The organism is Pseudoduganella namucuonensis, assembly GCF_900116645.1.
Taxonomy (GTDB): domain Bacteria; phylum Pseudomonadota; class Gammaproteobacteria; order Burkholderiales; family Burkholderiaceae_D; genus Rugamonas; species Rugamonas namucuonensis.
This window is the reverse complement of record NZ_FPBO01000001.1, coordinates 175,026-191,075: the sequence shown is the minus strand read 5'-3', so window position 1 is coordinate 191,075 and position 16,050 is coordinate 175,026. Positions and strand designations below refer to the sequence as shown.

General features: G+C 68.2%; 15 protein-coding genes. 6 read left to right on the top strand and 9 right to left on the bottom strand.

Annotated features, from left to right (window positions below):
- Positions 1 to 4 precede the first annotated feature (4 nt).
- A complete protein-coding gene (gene glcE, locus BM436_RS00815; RefSeq protein WP_093552458.1) occupies positions 5 to 1,075 on the bottom strand; it encodes a glycolate oxidase subunit GlcE in 1,071 nt (356 codons plus the stop codon).
- A 10-nt stretch (positions 1,076 to 1,085) separates the two neighbouring features.
- Positions 1,086 to 2,576 (bottom strand): FAD-linked oxidase C-terminal domain-containing protein, encoded by a 1,491-nt coding sequence (locus BM436_RS00810; protein WP_093552986.1) that lies wholly within the window; start codon positions 2,574 to 2,576, stop codon positions 1,086 to 1,088.
- Positions 2,577 to 2,707: 131 nt separating this feature from the next.
- Between BM436_RS00810 and BM436_RS00805 the strand changes: the two genes are divergently transcribed.
- A complete protein-coding gene (locus tag BM436_RS00805) occupies positions 2,708 to 3,262 on the top strand; it encodes a cob(I)yrinic acid a,c-diamide adenosyltransferase (protein ID WP_093552455.1) in 555 nt (184 codons plus the stop codon).
- A 107-nt stretch (positions 3,263 to 3,369) separates the two neighbouring features.
- A complete protein-coding gene (locus BM436_RS00800) occupies positions 3,370 to 5,502 on the top strand; it encodes an MORN repeat-containing protein (protein ID WP_143132881.1) in 2,133 nt (710 codons plus the stop codon).
- A 34-nt stretch (positions 5,503 to 5,536) separates the two neighbouring features.
- Here the strand turns inward: BM436_RS00800 and BM436_RS00795 are convergent, their stop codons facing one another.
- Positions 5,537 to 6,430 (bottom strand): LysR family transcriptional regulator, encoded by an 894-nt coding sequence (locus BM436_RS00795; protein ID WP_093552450.1) that lies wholly within the window; start codon positions 6,428 to 6,430, stop codon positions 5,537 to 5,539.
- Positions 6,431 to 6,534: 104 nt separating this feature from the next.
- Here BM436_RS00795 and BM436_RS00790 point away from each other — a divergent pair, with 104 nt between their 5' ends.
- Positions 6,535 to 7,800, top strand: a complete 1,266-nt coding sequence (locus BM436_RS00790) for an SGNH/GDSL hydrolase family protein (protein WP_229488690.1) — start codon at positions 6,535 to 6,537, stop codon at positions 7,798 to 7,800.
- A gap of 49 nt (positions 7,801 to 7,849) precedes the next feature.
- Here BM436_RS00790 and BM436_RS00785 read toward each other — a convergent pair whose 3' ends face one another.
- From BM436_RS00785 to BM436_RS00765, 5 genes are all read right to left on the bottom strand, one after another.
- Positions 7,850 to 8,620, bottom strand: a complete 771-nt coding sequence (locus BM436_RS00785) for a M48 family metalloprotease (protein WP_093552446.1) — start codon at positions 8,618 to 8,620, stop codon at positions 7,850 to 7,852.
- 84 nt (positions 8,621 to 8,704) lie between these two features.
- Entirely contained in the window at positions 8,705 to 9,232 is a 528-nt protein-coding gene (locus BM436_RS00780; protein WP_093552982.1) for a gamma carbonic anhydrase family protein, read from the bottom strand.
- 9 nt (positions 9,233 to 9,241) lie between these two features.
- Positions 9,242 to 11,110 carry a 1-deoxy-D-xylulose-5-phosphate synthase gene (dxs, locus tag BM436_RS00775; RefSeq protein WP_093552443.1) on the bottom strand — a complete coding sequence of 623 codons (1,869 nt, stop codon included), beginning with the start codon at positions 11,108 to 11,110 and terminating at the stop codon, positions 9,242 to 9,244.
- Positions 11,111 to 12,007: a polyprenyl synthetase family protein gene (locus BM436_RS00770; RefSeq protein WP_093552438.1), complete on the bottom strand. Its 897-nt coding sequence runs from the start codon at positions 12,005 to 12,007 to the stop codon at positions 11,111 to 11,113.
- Positions 12,004 to 12,258, bottom strand: a complete 255-nt coding sequence (locus tag BM436_RS00765) for an exodeoxyribonuclease VII small subunit (protein ID WP_093552436.1) — start codon at positions 12,256 to 12,258, stop codon at positions 12,004 to 12,006. Before BM436_RS00765 ends, BM436_RS00770 begins: the two co-directional genes overlap by 4 nt.
- Before the next feature lie 329 nt (positions 12,259 to 12,587).
- Here BM436_RS00765 and BM436_RS00760 point away from each other — a divergent pair, with 329 nt between their 5' ends.
- From BM436_RS00760 to BM436_RS00750, 3 genes are read left to right on the top strand one after another with little or no spacing between them, the layout of a single operon-like run.
- Complete coding sequence (locus tag BM436_RS00760; protein ID WP_093552434.1) at positions 12,588 to 13,688, top strand: aromatic ring-hydroxylating oxygenase subunit alpha; 1,101 nt, start codon at positions 12,588 to 12,590, stop codon at positions 13,686 to 13,688.
- A 24-nt stretch (positions 13,689 to 13,712) separates the two neighbouring features.
- The gene (locus BM436_RS00755) at positions 13,713 to 14,636 is read left to right on the top strand and encodes a DMT family transporter (protein ID WP_093552433.1); all 924 of its coding nucleotides are present in this window, start codon (positions 13,713 to 13,715) and stop codon (positions 14,634 to 14,636) included.
- Positions 14,637 to 14,646: 10 nt separating this feature from the next.
- Positions 14,647 to 15,504, top strand: a complete 858-nt coding sequence (locus BM436_RS00750) for a sulfurtransferase (RefSeq protein WP_093552430.1) — start codon at positions 14,647 to 14,649, stop codon at positions 15,502 to 15,504.
- Between the two features lie 34 nt (positions 15,505 to 15,538).
- On the opposite strand, the gene BM436_RS00745 is transcribed toward BM436_RS00750, so the two are convergent.
- Positions 15,539 to 15,979, bottom strand: coding sequence for a hypothetical protein (locus BM436_RS00745; protein WP_143132879.1), 441 nt, complete (start codon positions 15,977 to 15,979; stop codon positions 15,539 to 15,541).
- Positions 15,980 to 16,050: the final 71 nt, after the last annotated feature.

The window sequence follows — 16,050 nt, the reverse complement described above, 5'->3', positions numbered from 1 at the left end:
CCGTCTAGGTCCGTGTGGGGTTGAAGATGCCTGCGGGATCGAAGGCCTGTTTCAGGCGCTGGTTGATGCGCGCCACGGCCGGCGCCATGGGGTGGAACACGCCGGCGCGCTTGTCGCCGCGGTACAGCGTGGCGTGGCCGCCGGCCGCCGCCACCGCGCGGCGGATGTCCGCGGCGCTCGCCGTGTCGGCCGTGTCGGCCTTCAGCCAGCGCTGCGCGCCGCCCCACTCGATCAGCTGCTCGCCCCTGAGGATGATGGCGCTGGCCGCCGGCGGCACGGACAGGCGCCACAAGGCGCCGCCCTCGAACCAGACGTTGGCCTGGTCGCGCAGGCGGCTCCAGAACACGGCCGCGTCCTCCTCCCCCACGGCCACGCCGCCCGCCTCGGCGCCCAGCCCGGCCACGGCCGCCGTCACCGCCGCCTCGGCGCCCGACAGGCGCAGATACAGCACGCCGCCCAGCCAGCAGCTGGCCGACAGCGGCAAGGGCCGGCCGGCCCACTGGTTCAGGCGGCGCAGCGCCTCGATCTCGTCCATCGCGAAGCGCAGCGTGGCCTCGCGCACCGGCAGCGGCAGCACCTTCAGTGACACCTCGGCGATCAGGCCCAGCGTCCCCATCGACCCGGCCAGCAGCCGCGAGACGTCGTAGCCCGCCACGTTCTTCATGACCTGGCCGCCGAAGTTGAGCAGCTCGCCCTTGCCGTTGACCAGCTTCGCGCCCAGCACGAAGTCGCGCACGGCGCCGGCGCTGGCGCGGCGCGGGCCGGACAGTCCGGCCGCCACCACGCCGCCTATGGTCGAGGCCTCGCCATGGCGCGGCGGCTCGAACGCCAGCATCTGGCCATGGCGCGCCAGCAGCGCCTCGATGTCCGCCAGCGGCGTGCCGCAGCGCGCCGTGATCACCAGCTCGGTGGGCTCGTAATCGACCACGCCGCTGTAGGCGCGCGTGTCGAGCACGGCGCCGGCGCGCTCGTCGCCGTACCAGTCCTTGCTGCCGCCGCCGCGCAGACGCAGCGGGGACTTCGCCTCGGTGGCCGCCACTATCTGGGCGCGGTATTGTTCCAGGATCGCTTGCAAGGTGGCTCCGTTAAAAACGCGGCAGGTCGGGATGCGCCAGCAGGCCCGCGCTGACGCGCATCTTGCCGAATTCGGCGCAGCGGTTCAGCGTGGGGATGGCCTTGTTCGGGTTGAGCAGCATGGGCGGATCGAAGGCGCGCTTCACGCCGAAGAAGGCCTCCAGCTCGGCGGCGGTGAATTGCACGCACATGGAGTCGATCTTCTCGATGCCCACGCCGTGCTCGCCGGTGATGGTGCCGCCCACCTCCACGCACAGCGCCAGGATCTCCGCGCCGAAGGCCTCGGCGCGTTCCAGCTCGTCCGGCCGGTTGGCGTCGAACAGGATCAAAGGATGCAGGTTGCCGTCGCCCGCGTGGAACACGTTGGCGCAGCGCAGGCCGTGCCTGCCCTCCATTTGCGCGATGCCGGTCAGCACGCGCGCCAGGTGCTTGCGCGGGATGGTGCCGTCCATGCAGTAGTAGTCCGGCGAGATGCGGCCCGCCGCCGGGAAGGCGTTCTTGCGGCCGGACCAGAACCGCAGCCGCTCCGCCTCGCTTTGCGACACCTGGATGGCGCTGGCGCCGGCCGCCTCCAGCACCGCCGTCATGCGCGCGATCTCCTCGTCCACCTCCTCTGCCGTGCCGTCCGCCTCGCACAGCAGGATGGCGGCGGCGTCGGTGTCGTAGCCGGCCTTCACGAAGGGCTCCACCATGCGCGACGAGGTGCGGTCCATCATCTCCAGCCCGGCCGGGATGATGCCGGCCGCGATCACCCTGGCCACCGCGTTGCCGCCGGTGACCACGTCGTCGAACGAGGCCATGATGACGCGCGCGCTGGCCGGCTTGGGCACCAGCTTGACCGTCACCTCGGTGACGATGCCCAGCATGCCTTCGGAGCCGATGAAGGCGGCCAGCAGGTCCAGGCCGGGCGCGTCCAGCGCCTCGCCGCCCAGCTCCACCACCTCGCCGTCGATGGTGACCATGCGCACGCGCAGCACGTTGTGCACCGTGAGGCCGTATTTGAGGCAATGCACGCCGCCCGAGTTCTCGGCCACGTTGCCGCCGATGGTGCAGGCGATCTGCGACGAGGGGTCGGGCGCGTAGTACAGCGCGTGCGGCGCGGCCGCCTCGGAGATGGCCAGGTTGCGCACGCCGGGCTGCACCACCGCCGTGCGCGAATAGGCGTCCATGCGCACGATCTGGTTCAGGCGCGCGGTGGACAGCACCACGCCGTCCGCGATCGGCATGGCGCCGCCGGACAGGCCGGTGCCGGCGCCGCGCGGCACAATGGGCACGTTCAGCCGGCGGCACACGTCCAGCACCGCGATGACCTGCCGTTCGCAGTCCGGCAGCGCCACCACCATGGGCGGCTGGCGGTAGGCCGACAGGCCGTCGCACTCGTAGGGGCGGGTGTCCTCCAGGTCGGACAGCACGCTGGACGGCGGCAGCACCGCGCGCAGCGCCTCGGCCACTTCGCGCTGGCGTTCTGGGCGGAAGGTCGGATCGGATTTGGCTGTGGTCATGTTGTTCACCGGTTAACGCCCTGATTGTACGGGTGATTGTAGGTCTATCCCCGCACGAGCGTGCGAAATCCCGAGCGCCGGGCAGGGATATATCGTATGCTCGCTGCATTCTAGAAGAAGGGACGATCATCATGGGCAACCGACTCTCAAAAATAGCCACCCGCACCGGCGACAACGGCACCACCGGCCTGGGCGACGGCAGCCGCACCGGCAAGGACAGCCTGCGCATCCACGCCATCGGCGACGTCGACGAGCTCAATTCGCACCTGGGCCTGCTGCTGTGCGAGGACATGCCGGACGAGACGCGCGACGAGCTGGTGGGCATCCAGCACGACCTGTTCGACCTGGGCGGCGAGCTGTGCATCCCCGGCCACCAGATGATCCTGGAGGCGCACGTGGAGAAGCTGGACGCGCTGCTGGCCAGGTACAACGCGACGCTGCCGGCGCTGACCGAGTTCATCCTGCCGGCCGGCTCGCGCGCCGCCTCCATCGCGCACGTGTGCCGCACCATCTGCCGCCGCGCCGAGCGCGCCATCGTCGGCCTGGGCAAGGCCGAAACCATCCACGACCATCCGCGCCAGTACGTGAACCGGCTGTCGGACCTGATGTTCGTGCTGGCCCGCGTGCTGAACCGCCACGCCGGCGGCAGCGACGTGCTGTGGCAGCACGAGCGCAGGAAGAAGTAGGCCCCACGCCGCGTTTGAACTTGGGATCACATTCCGTGATCTCAAGTTGGCCCATTCCTCAACTGTTGGTGATAGCATTCGAGGTTGCCTATTTCTCAACTTCGAACATGCCCCCCCCCCTCCGTTCCCTTTGCGCGCTGTTGTGCGCCGCCTGCCTTTCCTCGTCCGCCGGCGCCGCCGACTTGAACGCCCTCGCCAAGCGCGGCTGGATCAAGGTCGACACCCCGAACTTCAGCGTCATCACCGAGCAGCCGGAGGCGACCGCCAGGCAGGTGGTGAACGACTTGGAGGCGCTGCGCTACTTCAGAACCGAAGTGGGCGGCATGAAGGCGCTGAAGGTGTCCAAACCGCTGACCATCATCGCCATCGGCAATGAGGACGCGTTCGCCCAACTGGGGCTGCCCAAGCTGTGGGCGGGCGTGTTCCATATGGAGCTGGACGGCTACTCCGCGCTGGCCAACATCAGCGATTACGCCGGCGAGGACAAAACGGACAGCTGGGCGCGCACCACCCTGCTGCACGAGTACTTTCACTTCATGGTGCGCCTCACCGAAAAAACGCAGGCCTATCCGCGCTGGGTGGACGAGGGGATGGCCGACTACTGGGCCACCTTCAATATCGACGGCCCCAGCGTCAGGCTGGGCGACCGAGTGACGATCAACGGCGGCAGCCGGGATAACGACTTGTACAGCCTGACCGGCCGGGCCGCGATCGACACGCGCAAGATCTTCAATACGACCGAGTTGGCGCTCGACAGCGACAACAACAACGATCGATACGAGATGGGGAAGTTTTACTCGTCCGCCTACTACGCGGTGCACTACTTCAACTCCACGCCCGCGCTGCGCACCGCCCTCGGCAACTACATCGAAATGATCAACCTGGGCTATCGCCAGGACCGCGCGGCCGAGCTGGCGTTCAACAAGTCCTACGAAGAGCTGAACAAGGACATCATTTATTACGTCACCCGCCGCCTGGCGGTGCGGATACTGACGGCCAAGACTTCGTTCAACTTCCCCAAGGTCGATCCCGTCGTCACCCGTCTGGACACGCCGGGACTCTATGCCAACCTCGCGCGCATCCTGCCCTCGTACGGCAGTTTTTCGCGTAAGGAAATCCAAGACTTGCTGGTCAAGAATCGCGAGCTCAATCCGGACGACGCCGACGCCCAAGTCCTGCCCCTGCTGCACGGGATGGCAAGCGGCGCCACCATCGCGGAACTGGGGAAGCGCTTCCCCAGGCATCCCAGGCTGCTGACCTTGCGCGCCGATTTGCTGCGGTGGCAGGCCGAGCACATGAAGGACATGGGCGACGCCGGCTGGCTGCCCTTGGCGCGCGAGGCGCGCGGCCACTACCGCGGCGCGATCGGGATCGACCGCGACTACCCGGCGGCCTACCACGGCCTGGGCATGGTGTATCGGCTGCTGCCGGCCGGCGAACCGCTGGAGGAAGCCGTGGCGGGCTTCGATACCGCGTCCATCTACACGCGGGCCCCTGAGACGTTCAGCCATCTGGCGAGCGCCTTGATACGCATGAACAAACCCATGGAGGCGCTGTCGGCCTTGCGCAGCGCGGTGGCGTTCAGCAAGCCTCCACTGCGCGATACCGAAGCGCTGCTGCTCGACAATTTCGAACTGCTGGGCGATCTGGCCAACGACGCCAAGACCAGCGGCGCCGGGCTCGAGTACCCCAGCGGCACGCTGTACGCCGGCCCGGTCGCCAACAACAAGCCGGAAGGCGTGGGAAAAATGACCATGCCCAGTGGCTCCTACTACGAGGGGGCTTTCGCGCGGGGGCTGCCGCATGGCAGGGGGAAGCTGGTTAGCGACAGCGGCCTGGTGTACCAAGGCGAATTCGAACGCGGCATCGCGCGCGGCCAAGGCGAGGTGACCTTCCCGGCCGGCAGCGAGGCGATCTCGTACAAGGGCCGGGTCGATCATATGAAGCCGTCCGGCAAGGGGGAGCTGCTGACCACCGCCGGCCGCTACGTGGGCGAGTTCGAGGACGGCAGCATGCATGGCGCGGGCGAGTTCACCGCCGCGAAGACGGCGCTCACGCTCAGCGGAAAATGGCTGCGCGGCGGCATCGAATGGCCGGCGGCGGACGGCATCGTCTTCCGCGGGCCGGCGAACGCGGACGGCCAGCGGCACGGCAAAGGCGTGTGCCGCGGGACCGACGTCCGTGAAGTGCCGGGCCCCTGCCAGTTCAAGAATGACAAACCGTTCCGTGGCAGGGAGTGAATGGCGATGGCGCGGGCGCCGCGAAGCGGCGCGGCTAACCCTCGAATCCCGCCAGGCGCTCCCGCACGAAGTCCATGAACAGCCGCGCGCGCAGGGGCTGGTAGCGGCGCGACGGGTAGAGCAGGTTCAATTCCTGCGGCGTCCCCCGCCACTTCGGCAGCACGCGCCGCAGCTTGCGCGCATCCAGCAGGTCCTGCACCAGCCACGCCGGGCATAGGCCGATGCCGGCGCCCAGCGCCAGGCTTTCCCTTATCGCCAGCGCGTTGTTGACGCGGAAGCGGCCACGCGTTTCGACCGCCACCGTCCGCGCCCCGTCGCCCAGTTCCACCTTGTCGCCGCTGGCCAGCCAGGCGTAGCGGATGTAGTCGTGCGCGGCCAGGTCTTCCGGCCGGCGCAGGGGCGCGCGGCCCTTCAGGTAGGACGGCGCGGCGACCAGATAGCGCGGCGATGCGCCCAGCCTGCGCGCGATGGCGTTCGGTGGCAGATCGCCGCCCAGCCGCAGCGCGACGTCCACGCCCTCTTCCACCAGATCGGCCATGCGGTCGTTCAATATCAGCTCGATTTCGATCTCCGGATAGCGCCGCAGGAACTCCTGCACCAGCGCGTTGAGCCGGAACTGGCCCAGCGCCACCGGCGCGTTCACGCGCAGCAGGCCGGACGCGGTTCGCGTCTGGCCGCGCGCGTCGGCCACGGCTTCGGCGTATTCCTCCAGCACGCCCCTGGCGCGCTCGTAGAAGCGCCTGCCCTGCACGGTGGGCGACAGGCTGGCGGTGCTGCGCTCGAGCAGGCGCACGCCCAGGCTTTCCTCCAGCGCGGCGACCACCTTGCTGACGGTCGGTTGCGTGGTGCCGTGCTCGCGCGCGACGGCGGACAGGCTGCCCAGCTCCACGGCGCGCACAAAGTATTGCAACGATCTGATGGTGTCCATGCGCCCCTCATTCCAATATCGAATGAATGATAGTCCGGTTTTCCGTCTTCCGCGTTGAATGCGAATGATTGAAGATGGATTGGTCAACCATTCAGGAGATCATCATGTTCAAGTCGATTGCCGCTTTGGGATGCGCCGCCGCGCTGGCCTTGCCCGCCGCCGCGCAGCAATGGCGCACCAGCTGGTACGCCGCCCCGCAGCCGGTGTGGGACGCCGGTTTCGCGCTGCCCACCGGCGTGCCCGTCAGCCTGCGGGACCAGACCGTGCGCGAAACGCTGCGCCTCAGCACGGGCGGCGAGCGGCTGCGGGTGGTGCTGTCCAACCGCTACGGCCTGGAGCCGCTTGTGATCGGCGAGGCGCGCGTGTCCCGCGCACCCGCCGAGGACGCGCGCCCCGCCACGCGCGGCGGCGGCGCGGCGGCGAGCGGCGGGATCGCGCCGGATGCCCAGGCTCCGCTGACCTTCGGCGGCAGCCGGTCCGTCACGATCGCGCCGGGCCGGGAGGCGGTCAGCGATGCCTTGGATTTCCGCGCCCGTCCGCTGGAGCGGCTGAGCGTGTCGACCTATTTCCCCGAACGGGCGGCCGTGACGACCTTCCACTGGGGTGCGCAACAGACGGGCTTCGTCGCGTCGGGCAACGTCACCGCGGAAGCGGACATGGCGGGCGCCACGGAGCTGAAGGGCCGCGTCTTCCTGAGCGCCGTGCAGGTCGAGGCGCCGCGCGGCGCGCTCGTGGTGACGCTGGGCGACTCCATCACCGACGGCAACGGCTCCACGCCGGACCGCGACCGCCGCTGGCCGGACTACCTGGCGGCGCGCCTGGCGCCGCGGGGGGTCGCGGTGGCCAACGCCGGCATCAGCGGCGCGCGCGTGCTGGCCGACGGCATGGGTGAACGCGCCGCCGCGCGCTTCGAGCGGGACGTGCTGTCGCAGCCGGGCGTGACGGCGGTGGTGATCGCGCTGGGCATCAACGACATCGGCTGGCCGGGCAGCGCCTTCGCGCCGCACGATCCGGCGATGGACGCGGCCACGCTGGCGGCGGGCTACATGAAGCTGATCGCCCGCGCCCGCGAGCGCAAGGTGATGGTGATCGGCGCGACGATGGCGCCGTTCGAGAACGCGCTGCAAGGCACGCCGCTGGCGGACCACTACAGCCCCGCCAAGGACGCGGTGCGGCGCAAGGTGAACGACTGGATACGCGACAGTGGCGCGTTCGACGCGGTGGTGGATTTCGACAAGGTGCTGCGCGATCCGCGGCGGCCGGCGCGGCTGCTGCCGGCCTACGATTCGGGGGATCATCTGCATCCGGGCGACGCGGGATACGAGGCGATGGCGGCGGCGGCGGCGCGGCTGCTGGCGCCTGCGCGATGACATGCGCCGGCGGCCGCGGATCCGCCCTGGCGTCACGGGTCCGCGTGCGTTACGGCGTGACCCAGGGATCGAGCAAGCGCGCCATGCCGCGCGACATGCTGACGCGGGAGGCGTGCGACGGATGGCTGGAGATCACCGGCTCGCCGCGGCCCCGGGCGGCGTCGGCGGCCAGCTTGCGGTAGAAGCCCAGCATGGCGGCGCCGGACCAACCCGCCCGGTGCGCGATCACCATGCCCAGCTGGTCCGCCTCGCGCTCCTGCAGCCGCGACAGCCCGGCCAGCCGGATCTGCATCGACAGGTCGCTGTCCAGCCGCTCCAGCACCACGTCCACCGGCACCAGCGGACGATGGAGCAGCTGCGCCTCGGACAGGATTTCGCGGTGATGCTCGGCGATGGCGTGCGCCACCTCGTGCGCCAGCAGGATCGCCAGTTCGCCGTCGTTCAGCGCCAGCCTGCGCACGAATTCGGAGCCCACCAGCAGCTTGCCGCCCGCCTGGCAGGACGCCTCCACGTCCGGCGCGCTGGCCGTGTGGACTTCCCATTGCCAGTTCGCGGCCTCCGGCTTCAGTTCGATGGCGGCGGCGATCAGGTCCGCGCTGATGGCGCGCAGGCGGCGCAGCAGCGCGCGGTCCGCGTCCAGGCGGCCGGCGGCGGCCAGTTCCACCACCTGCTCGATGTAGCGGTCCTCCATCCGTTCGCCGACTTCCTCGGCGCCGTAGCGCAGCTCCTGCCAGCGCCCGGAGTCCGGCACCTGGGCCGGCGCTCCGGCGCACAAGCCCAGTCCCAGGCTCAGCCCCAGAAACAGCGTGGTGGATTTCATGATGGCCTCCCCGCATAATCGGCATAAACCGTTTATACCAATATAGGAGAAGCCTGGGGCCGCCGCAAGGCCGGCGGCTTGGGATTACTTCAGATAGTTGTTCTTGACGCGCACGTAGTGCTCGGCGGAGTACTTCAGGTAGGCGGTTTCCTCGTCCGTCAGCTTGCGCACGCGCACGGCGGGCCGGCCCACGTACAGGTGGCCGCTTTCCAGCACCTTCCCGGGCGACACCAGGCTGCCGGCGCCGACCATCACGTGCTTTTGCACCACCACGTCGTCCATGATGATGGAGCCCATGCCGATCAGGCATTCGTCGCCGATCTCGCAGCCATGCAGGATGACCGAATGGCCGATGGTGACGTGGTTGCCGATCACCAGCGGCGAGCCGTCCGGCTTGGCGGCGTTCTTGTGCGAGACGTGGCCCATGGCGAAGTCCTGCACGTTGCTGCACTCGCCGATGACGATGCGGTTCACGTCGCCGCGCAGCACGGTGTTGCACCAGACGGAGGAATCGCGTCCGATCCGCACGTCGCCGATCACCTGCGCGGTCTCGTGCAGGTAGACGCCTTCGTCCAGTTTTGGGGTGGTGTCGAGGTAGGAACTGATGGGCATCTTCAACTTTCAGCCATTGTTGACCACGAGGCGTGGCTCTTCGCCCAGGAAGCGCGCCTTGATGGAGGCGGCGATGCCGTTCGCGTCCAGGCCCACGCCGGCCAGCAGCTTGGCGGGATCGCCATGGTCGATGAATTTGTCCGGCAGGCCGAGCATCAGCAGCGGCTTGACGATGCCCTCGGCGGCCAGCGCCTCGGCCACGGCGGCGCCAGCGCCGCCCATCACGCAGCCCTCTTCCACCGTCACCAGGCAGTCGTGCTGTTCGGCCAGCCGCTTGACCAGTTCCACGTCCAGCGGTTTCACGAAGCGCATATTGGCCACGGTGGCGTTCAACTGCTCGCCCGCCGCCACGCTGGGCGCCACCAGGGAGCCGAAGGCCAGGATGGCGATCTTCTGGCCCTGGCGCTTGATCTCGCCCTTGCCGATCTCGATGGCCGTCAGCGCGGGATCGATCGCCGCGCCGATGCCGGCGCCGCGCGGGTAGCGGATCGCGGCCGGGCCGTTGTACTGGTAGCCGGTGGTCAGCATGCGGCGGCATTCGTTCTCGTCGGACGCCGCCATCACCACCATGTTCGGGATGCAGCGCAGGTAGGCCAGGTCGTAGTTGCCGGCGTGGGTGGCGCCGTCGGCGCCCACCAGGCCCGCGCGGTCCAGCGCGAACGTCACGTCCAGGTTTTGCAGCGCCACGTCGTGGATCAGCTGGTCGTAGGCGCGCTGCAGGAAGGTGGAGTAGATCGCCACCACCGGCTTCATGCCCTCGCAGGCCAGGCCCGCGCCGAAGGTCACCGCGTGCTGCTCGGCGATGCCGACGTCGAAATAGCGGTCCGGCTGTTCCTGCTCGAAGCGCACCATGCCCGAGCCTTCGCGCATGGCGGGCGTGATGCCGACCAGGCGCTTGTCGGCCTTGGCCATGTCGCACAGCCAGTCGCCGAAGACGTCGGTGTAGGACTTCTTGCCGGCCGGGCCGGGTTTGATGCCCTCGGCCGGGTTGAATTTGGGCGTGCCGTGGTACAGCACCGGCTCGGCCTCGGCCAGCTTGTAGCCCTGGCCCTTCTTGGTCACCACGTGCAGGAACTGCGGGCCCTTGAGCTTCTTGATGTTCTCCAGCGTGGGGATCAGGGAATCCAGGTCGTGGCCGTCGATCGGGCCGATGTAGTTGAAGCCGAATTCCTCGAACATCGTGGCCGGCACCACCATGCCCTTGGCGTGCTCCTCGAAACGCTTGGCCAGCTCCAGCACGGGGCCGGGCAGCACCGACTTGCCGACGTTCTTGGCGGCCGCGTAGAACTGGCCGGACATCAGGCGCGCCAGGTAGCGGTTCAAGGCGCCCACCGGCGGCGAGATCGACATGTCGTTGTCGTTCAGGATCACCAGCAGGTTCACGTCCTCCTGCACCCCGGCGTTGTTCAGCGCCTCGAAGGCCATGCCGGCGGTCATCGAGCCGTCGCCGATCACGGCGATCGCGTGGCGGTGCTCGCCCTTGATCTTGGCCGCCTGCGCCATGCCCAGCGCGGCCGAGATCGAGGTCGACGAGTGGGCCGTGCCGAAGGTGTCGTACTCGCTCTCCACGCGGCGCGGGAAGCCGGAGATGCCGTCCAGCTGGCGCAGCGTGTGCATCTGCTTGCGGCGGCCGGTGAGGATCTTGTGCGTGTAGGTCTGGTGGCCCACGTCCCACACGATGCGGTCTTGCGGCGTGTTGAACACGTAGTGCAGCGCGACGGTCAACTCCACCGTGCCCAGGTTGGACGACAGGTGGCCGCCGGTCTTGGAGACCGAATCGAGCAGGTAGTTGCGCAGCTCGTGCGCCAGCGGGGTCAGTTGGTGGCGCGCCAGTTTGCGCACGTCCGCCGGGTCATCTATGTTGTCTAGCAAGTTCATTTATGCTTTCCGCTGCACGATCAAATCCGCGAGTTCGCGTAACCGCAGAGCCTTGTCTCCGAACGGCGCGAGCGCTGCGTGCGCGTCGAGCCGCAATTTTTCCGCCAGCACGCGCGACGGTTCCAGGCCCAGGATGGACACGTAGGTCGGCTTGTTGTCGGCCGCGTCCTTGCCGGCGGTCTTGCCCAGCGTGGCCGAATCGGCCGTCGCGTCGAGCACGTCGTCCACCACCTGGAACGCCAGGCCGATGGCGCGCGCGTAGTCGTCCAGCGCCGCGATCTCGTCGTCCGCCAGCTCCTTGCCGGCCAGCGCGCCCAGCACCACCGAGGCGCGCAGCAGCGCGCCGGTTTTCAGCTGGTGCATGCGTTCGAGCTGCTCCAGCGTCAGGCTCAGGCCCACGCTGTCCAGGTCAATGGCCTGGCCGCCGCACATGCCGGCCGAGCCGGAGGCGTGCGCCAGCAGACGCAGCATGGCCACCAGACGGGCGGGCGGCAGCCCGGCCGCGGCGGCCTCGGACAGGGTCAGGAAGGCCTGCGACTGCAGCGCGTCCCCCACCAGCAGCGCGGTGGCCTCGTCGTAGGCCACGTGCACGGTCGGTTTACCGCGGCGCAGCTCGTCGTCGTCCATGCAGGGCATGTCGTCGTGCACCAGCGAATAGGCGTGGATCATTTCCACCGCCGCCGCCGCGCGGCTCAGCACCGCGGCGTCCGCGCCGGACAGCGCGCCGGCCGCGTACACCAGCAGCGGGCGCACGCGCTTGCCGCCGCCCAGCAGCGCGTAGCGCATGGCCTCGTGCAGCTTGGCCGGCACCGCGTCCGCGCCGGGCAGGTAGCGGTCCATGTCGTGCTCCATGCCGGCCTGGATGGTTTTCATCCAATCCTGGAACGCCGCCGTCATGGCTGCACCTCGCCGGCGTCGGCGAACGGTTTCAGCATGTCGCCTTCCAGGATCTTGACCTGCGACTCCACCTTGTCGAGCTGGCCCGCGCAGTATTTCACCAGTTCCGAACCGCGCGCGTAGGCCGCGACCGAGGCCTCCAGCGGCAGTTGGCCCGACTCCATTTGCGTTACCAGTTGCGCCAGTTCGGCCATCGCTTCCTCGAAGGAGGCCGGCGCTGCCGCGGGTTCGGCGATCAATTTCTTTGACATAAGCACTCAAATCTGTGTGGCAAGGGCGGCGTGGAAAGCCGCCAGCTCAGTGTAGCCCGTTATTTTAGAACAAACCACCGAATGCAGTGGAATTAACAGGCGTCCGGGCGGTCCAAGCATTCTGGATTTGTTGTGAATATGATTAGTTTTCGCGGCCCGCGGCGCGCCGGGGAATGCGCGGACCCGCGGTCGCAACGGCCGCGCCCGCCTGTAGCGCGTTTCACGGTATAATCTCCGGTTCTGTCCGAAATACCGTTTCTGAAACTGACACAGGTCTTTACGGATTCTGTCTCTTCTTGGTTGCTGTACTTTAATTAAGGGGGGTTGGGATGTCCGATCTGGCTACCCACGCCAAGCTAGCGCGCTCCAACGCGCAACTTCCGGTTAACGTCTACTTTGACGAAACGCTACTGCAGCGTGAAATGCAGCAATTGTTCAAAACTGGCCCGCGCTATGTCGGGCACGAATTGATGGTGCCGAACGTCGGCGATTTCGCGACCCTCGTTTCGGAGAACGAAGGGCGCATGCTGGTGCACAACGCCAATGGCCTGGAAGTGCTGTCCAACGTCTGCCGCCACCGGCAGGCCTTGATGTTCAATGGCCGTGGCAATACGAACAACATTGTCTGCCCGCTGCACCGCTGGACCTACGACTTGAAGGGGGAGCTGATCGGCGCGCCGCACTTCCCCGAGACGCCCTGCCTGAACCTGCCCAAGACCAGGCTGCAAAGCTGGAACGGCCTGCAGTTCGAGCAGAACGGCTACAACGTCATGGAAAAGCTCAAGACGATGTCCGTCACCAAGGACCTCGATTTCAGCGGCTACATGTTCGACCACGTGGAAGTGCACGAGTGCGACTACAACTGGAAGACCTTCATCGAGGTCTACCTGGAGGACTACCACGTCGAGCCCTTCCATCCGGGCCTGGGCGGCTTTGTCAGCTGCGACGACCTGCGCTGGGAATTCGGCGCCGAGTACAGCGTGCAGACCGTGGGCGTGAACCGCGGCCTGCGCAAATCCGGCTCGCCGGTGTACCAGAAGTGGCAGGAGCAGGTGCTCAAGTTCCGCAACGGCGAACCGCCGCCCTACGGCGCGATCTGGCTCACGCTCTACCCCAACATCATGGTGGAGTGGTATCCGCACGTGCTGGTGGTGTCCACGCTGTGGCCGGACGGCCCGCAGAGGACGCGCAACGTGGTCGAGTTCTACTATCCGGAGGAGATCGTGCTGTTCGAGCGCGACTTCGTCGACGCCGAGCGCGCCGCCTACATGGAAACCTGCGTGGAGGACGACGAGATCGCGCTGCGCATGGACGCGGGCCGCAAGATCCTGCTGGCGCGCGGCGAGAACGACGCCGGGCCGTACCAGTCGCCGATGGAAGACGGCATGCAGCACTTCCACGAGTGGTACCGCGGCAAGATCGCGCTTTAGATCGCGCCCCACCACAAGGAAACGATGCACTCGCTCTGGATGCTGTTCGCCAGCTTCATGTTCGCCGCCATGGGCGTGCTCGTGAAGCTGGCCTCCGAAACCTACTCCACGTCGGAGCTCGTCATGTACCGGGGCATCATCGGCATCACGGTGCTGACGTGCATGATACGCATCCAGGGCGGCAGTTTCAAAACCACCATGCCGCTGGCCCACCTGTGGCGCGGCTTCGTCGGCGTGGTCTCGCTGTGGCTGTGGTTCTACTCCATCGCCAAGCTGCCGCTGGCCACCGCAATGACGCTCAACTACATGGCCCCCATCTGGATCGCCGTGTGGCTGTTCACGCACGGCTGGTGGCATTCCAAGAACCACGTCGAATGGCCGCTGATCGTGGCGGTGTTCATGAGCTTTGTCGGCGTCACGCTGCTGCTGCAGCCGGCCTTCCATTCCAACCAACTGGGCCCCGCCCTGGTCGCGCTGACCTCCAGCGTGCTGTCGGCCATGGCCTATATGCAGGTGCGCAAGCTGGGGCTGGCGGGCGAGCCGGAATACCGCGTGGTGTTCTATTTCGCCGTCACCAACGTGATCGCCGGCGTGGGCGGCCACGTGCTCGAGGCGGGCGCCGGCCCCGTGGCCTGGCACCCCATCAACAACTGGAAGGGCTTCCTGCTGCTGCTCGGCATGGGCCTGTGCGCCACCGCCGCGCAAATGGCGATGACGCGCGCCTACCGCCTGGGCAAGACGCTGGTGGTGGCCAATCTGCAGTACACCGGCATCGTGTTCTCCAGCGCCTGGGGCGTGCTGGTGTTCGCCGACGTGTTCGACTGGCACAGCTGGCTGGGCATCGCCGTCATTCTCGCCTCCGGCAGCGCCGCGACGTTTTACAATACGCGCAGTACAGAACGCGGCAAGGCCATTGCCGACACCGATCCCATCGCCAGCGAAGTTTGAGGAGCACGCCATGCACAGCCACACCACCCTGATCTCCGCAGCCACCCTCGCCCAGCACCTGACCGATCCGAACTGGGTGATACTCGATTGCCGGCACGACCTGATGAATCCGAACGCGGGCCGCGACGGCTACGCCATCGGCCATATCCAGAACGCGCAGTTCGCCAGCATCGACGACGACCTGTCCGGCGCCAAGACCGGCGCCGACGGCGTGTTCCGCGGCCGCCATCCGCTGCCCGAGCGCGGCGCGCTGATCGAGACGCTGCGCGCCTGGGGCGTCAACGACGGCAGCCAGGTGGCGGCCTACGACGCGCACGGCGGCATGTTCGCGGCGCGCCTGTGGTGGCTGCTGCGCTGGGTGGGCCACGCCAACGTGGCGGTGCTGGACGGCGGCCTGGCGGCCTGGCAGTCCGAGGGCCTGCCGCTGGTGACCCCGGTGGCCACCCGCGCGCGCGGCAGCATCGCCGAGCGCCCGACGCTGACGCACACCGTCGGCGCCAGGGAGATCGTGGCCAACCTGGCCACCCGGCAGCGCACCGTGGTGGACGCCCGCGCGGCCGACCGCTTCCGCGGCGAAAACGAGACCATCGACCCGGTCGGCGGCCACATCCCCGGCGCCAAGAACCGCTTCTTCAAGGACAACCTGCAGCCGGACGGCCGCTTCAAGCCCGGCTCGCAGCTCAAGCAGGATTTCGCGCCGCTGTTCAGCAACCCGAACTTCGCCATCATGCAGTGCGGCTCCGGCGTCACCGCCTGCCACAACCTGCTGGCCATGGAACTGGCCGGCCTGCACGGCGCCTCGCTCTATCCGGGCTCCTGGAGCGAGTGGTGCGCCGATCCGGCGCGGCCGGTGGCCACCGGCGCCTGATCCGGCGCCCGGCGCCGCGCCGCGACGGGGCGGCTCACGCGGCCGGCTCGTGGCCGCGCCTGGAGGAAAACCACGCGGCGGCCCGGTCCGAGGTGGTCAATATCGCGTCCATCACGCTCGGCTCGTCCGGCAGCGCCGCGACCGGCACCGTGCGCATGCCGACATGGCGCCCCTGGTCGGCGTGCCACAGATACTCCATGCCCTGCGCCGCCTGCAGCGACACCGCGCCGCTGGACTGGGCGACATAGCCGGCGTCGCCGCATGGCGGCAGCAGCGCGGTGATCAGCAGATAGTTCCCGTCCGAGGCCAGTACGCTGGTGCGCGTCACGATGTCCTCGAACCGCAGCTCCAGCACGGGCACGGCGCCCGCCTCCTCCCCGGTCAATTCGACCAGTTCCCGCAGCAGGCCCGTGAGCCGCGCCATGGAGCCGTCCAGCGCGCCGGGGATGTTTGTCGTTTCCTGTCGATTGTTCATGGAGGATGGGTGGCGCCGGCCGGGGCCCGGGTTCCCCGCCGTGCGCTTTTCCCTTGTCGGCGATCAAACCG

Excerpts from the sequence above, each read along its gene's own strand:
- BM436_RS00810 (WP_093552986.1), bottom strand. The coding sequence starts at position 2,576 with ATGACCACAGCCAAATCCGATCCGACCTTCCGCCCAGAACGCCAGCGC.
- BM436_RS00805 (WP_093552455.1), top strand. The coding sequence starts at position 2,708 with ATGGGCAACCGACTCTCAAAAATAGCCACCCGCACCGGCGACAACGGC.
- BM436_RS00800 (WP_143132881.1), top strand. The coding sequence starts at position 3,370 with ATGCCCCCCCCCCTCCGTTCCCTTTGCGCGCTGTTGTGCGCCGCCTGC.
- BM436_RS00795 (WP_093552450.1), bottom strand. The coding sequence starts at position 6,430 with ATGGACACCATCAGATCGTTGCAATACTTTGTGCGCGCCGTGGAGCTG.
- BM436_RS00790 (WP_229488690.1), top strand. The coding sequence starts at position 6,535 with ATGTTCAAGTCGATTGCCGCTTTGGGATGCGCCGCCGCGCTGGCCTTG.
- BM436_RS00785 (WP_093552446.1), bottom strand. The coding sequence starts at position 8,620 with ATGAAATCCACCACGCTGTTTCTGGGGCTGAGCCTGGGACTGGGCTTG.
- BM436_RS00780 (WP_093552982.1), bottom strand. The coding sequence starts at position 9,232 with ATGCCCATCAGTTCCTACCTCGACACCACCCCAAAACTGGACGAAGGC.
- dxs (WP_093552443.1), bottom strand. The coding sequence starts at position 11,110 with ATGAACTTGCTAGACAACATAGATGACCCGGCGGACGTGCGCAAACTG.
- BM436_RS00770 (WP_093552438.1), bottom strand. The coding sequence starts at position 12,007 with ATGACGGCGGCGTTCCAGGATTGGATGAAAACCATCCAGGCCGGCATG.
- BM436_RS00765 (WP_093552436.1), bottom strand. The coding sequence starts at position 12,258 with ATGTCAAAGAAATTGATCGCCGAACCCGCGGCAGCGCCGGCCTCCTTC.
- BM436_RS00760 (WP_093552434.1), top strand. The coding sequence starts at position 12,588 with ATGTCCGATCTGGCTACCCACGCCAAGCTAGCGCGCTCCAACGCGCAA.
- BM436_RS00755 (WP_093552433.1), top strand. The coding sequence starts at position 13,713 with ATGCACTCGCTCTGGATGCTGTTCGCCAGCTTCATGTTCGCCGCCATG.
- BM436_RS00750 (WP_093552430.1), top strand. The coding sequence starts at position 14,647 with ATGCACAGCCACACCACCCTGATCTCCGCAGCCACCCTCGCCCAGCAC.
- BM436_RS00745 (WP_143132879.1), bottom strand. The coding sequence starts at position 15,979 with ATGAACAATCGACAGGAAACGACAAACATCCCCGGCGCGCTGGACGGC.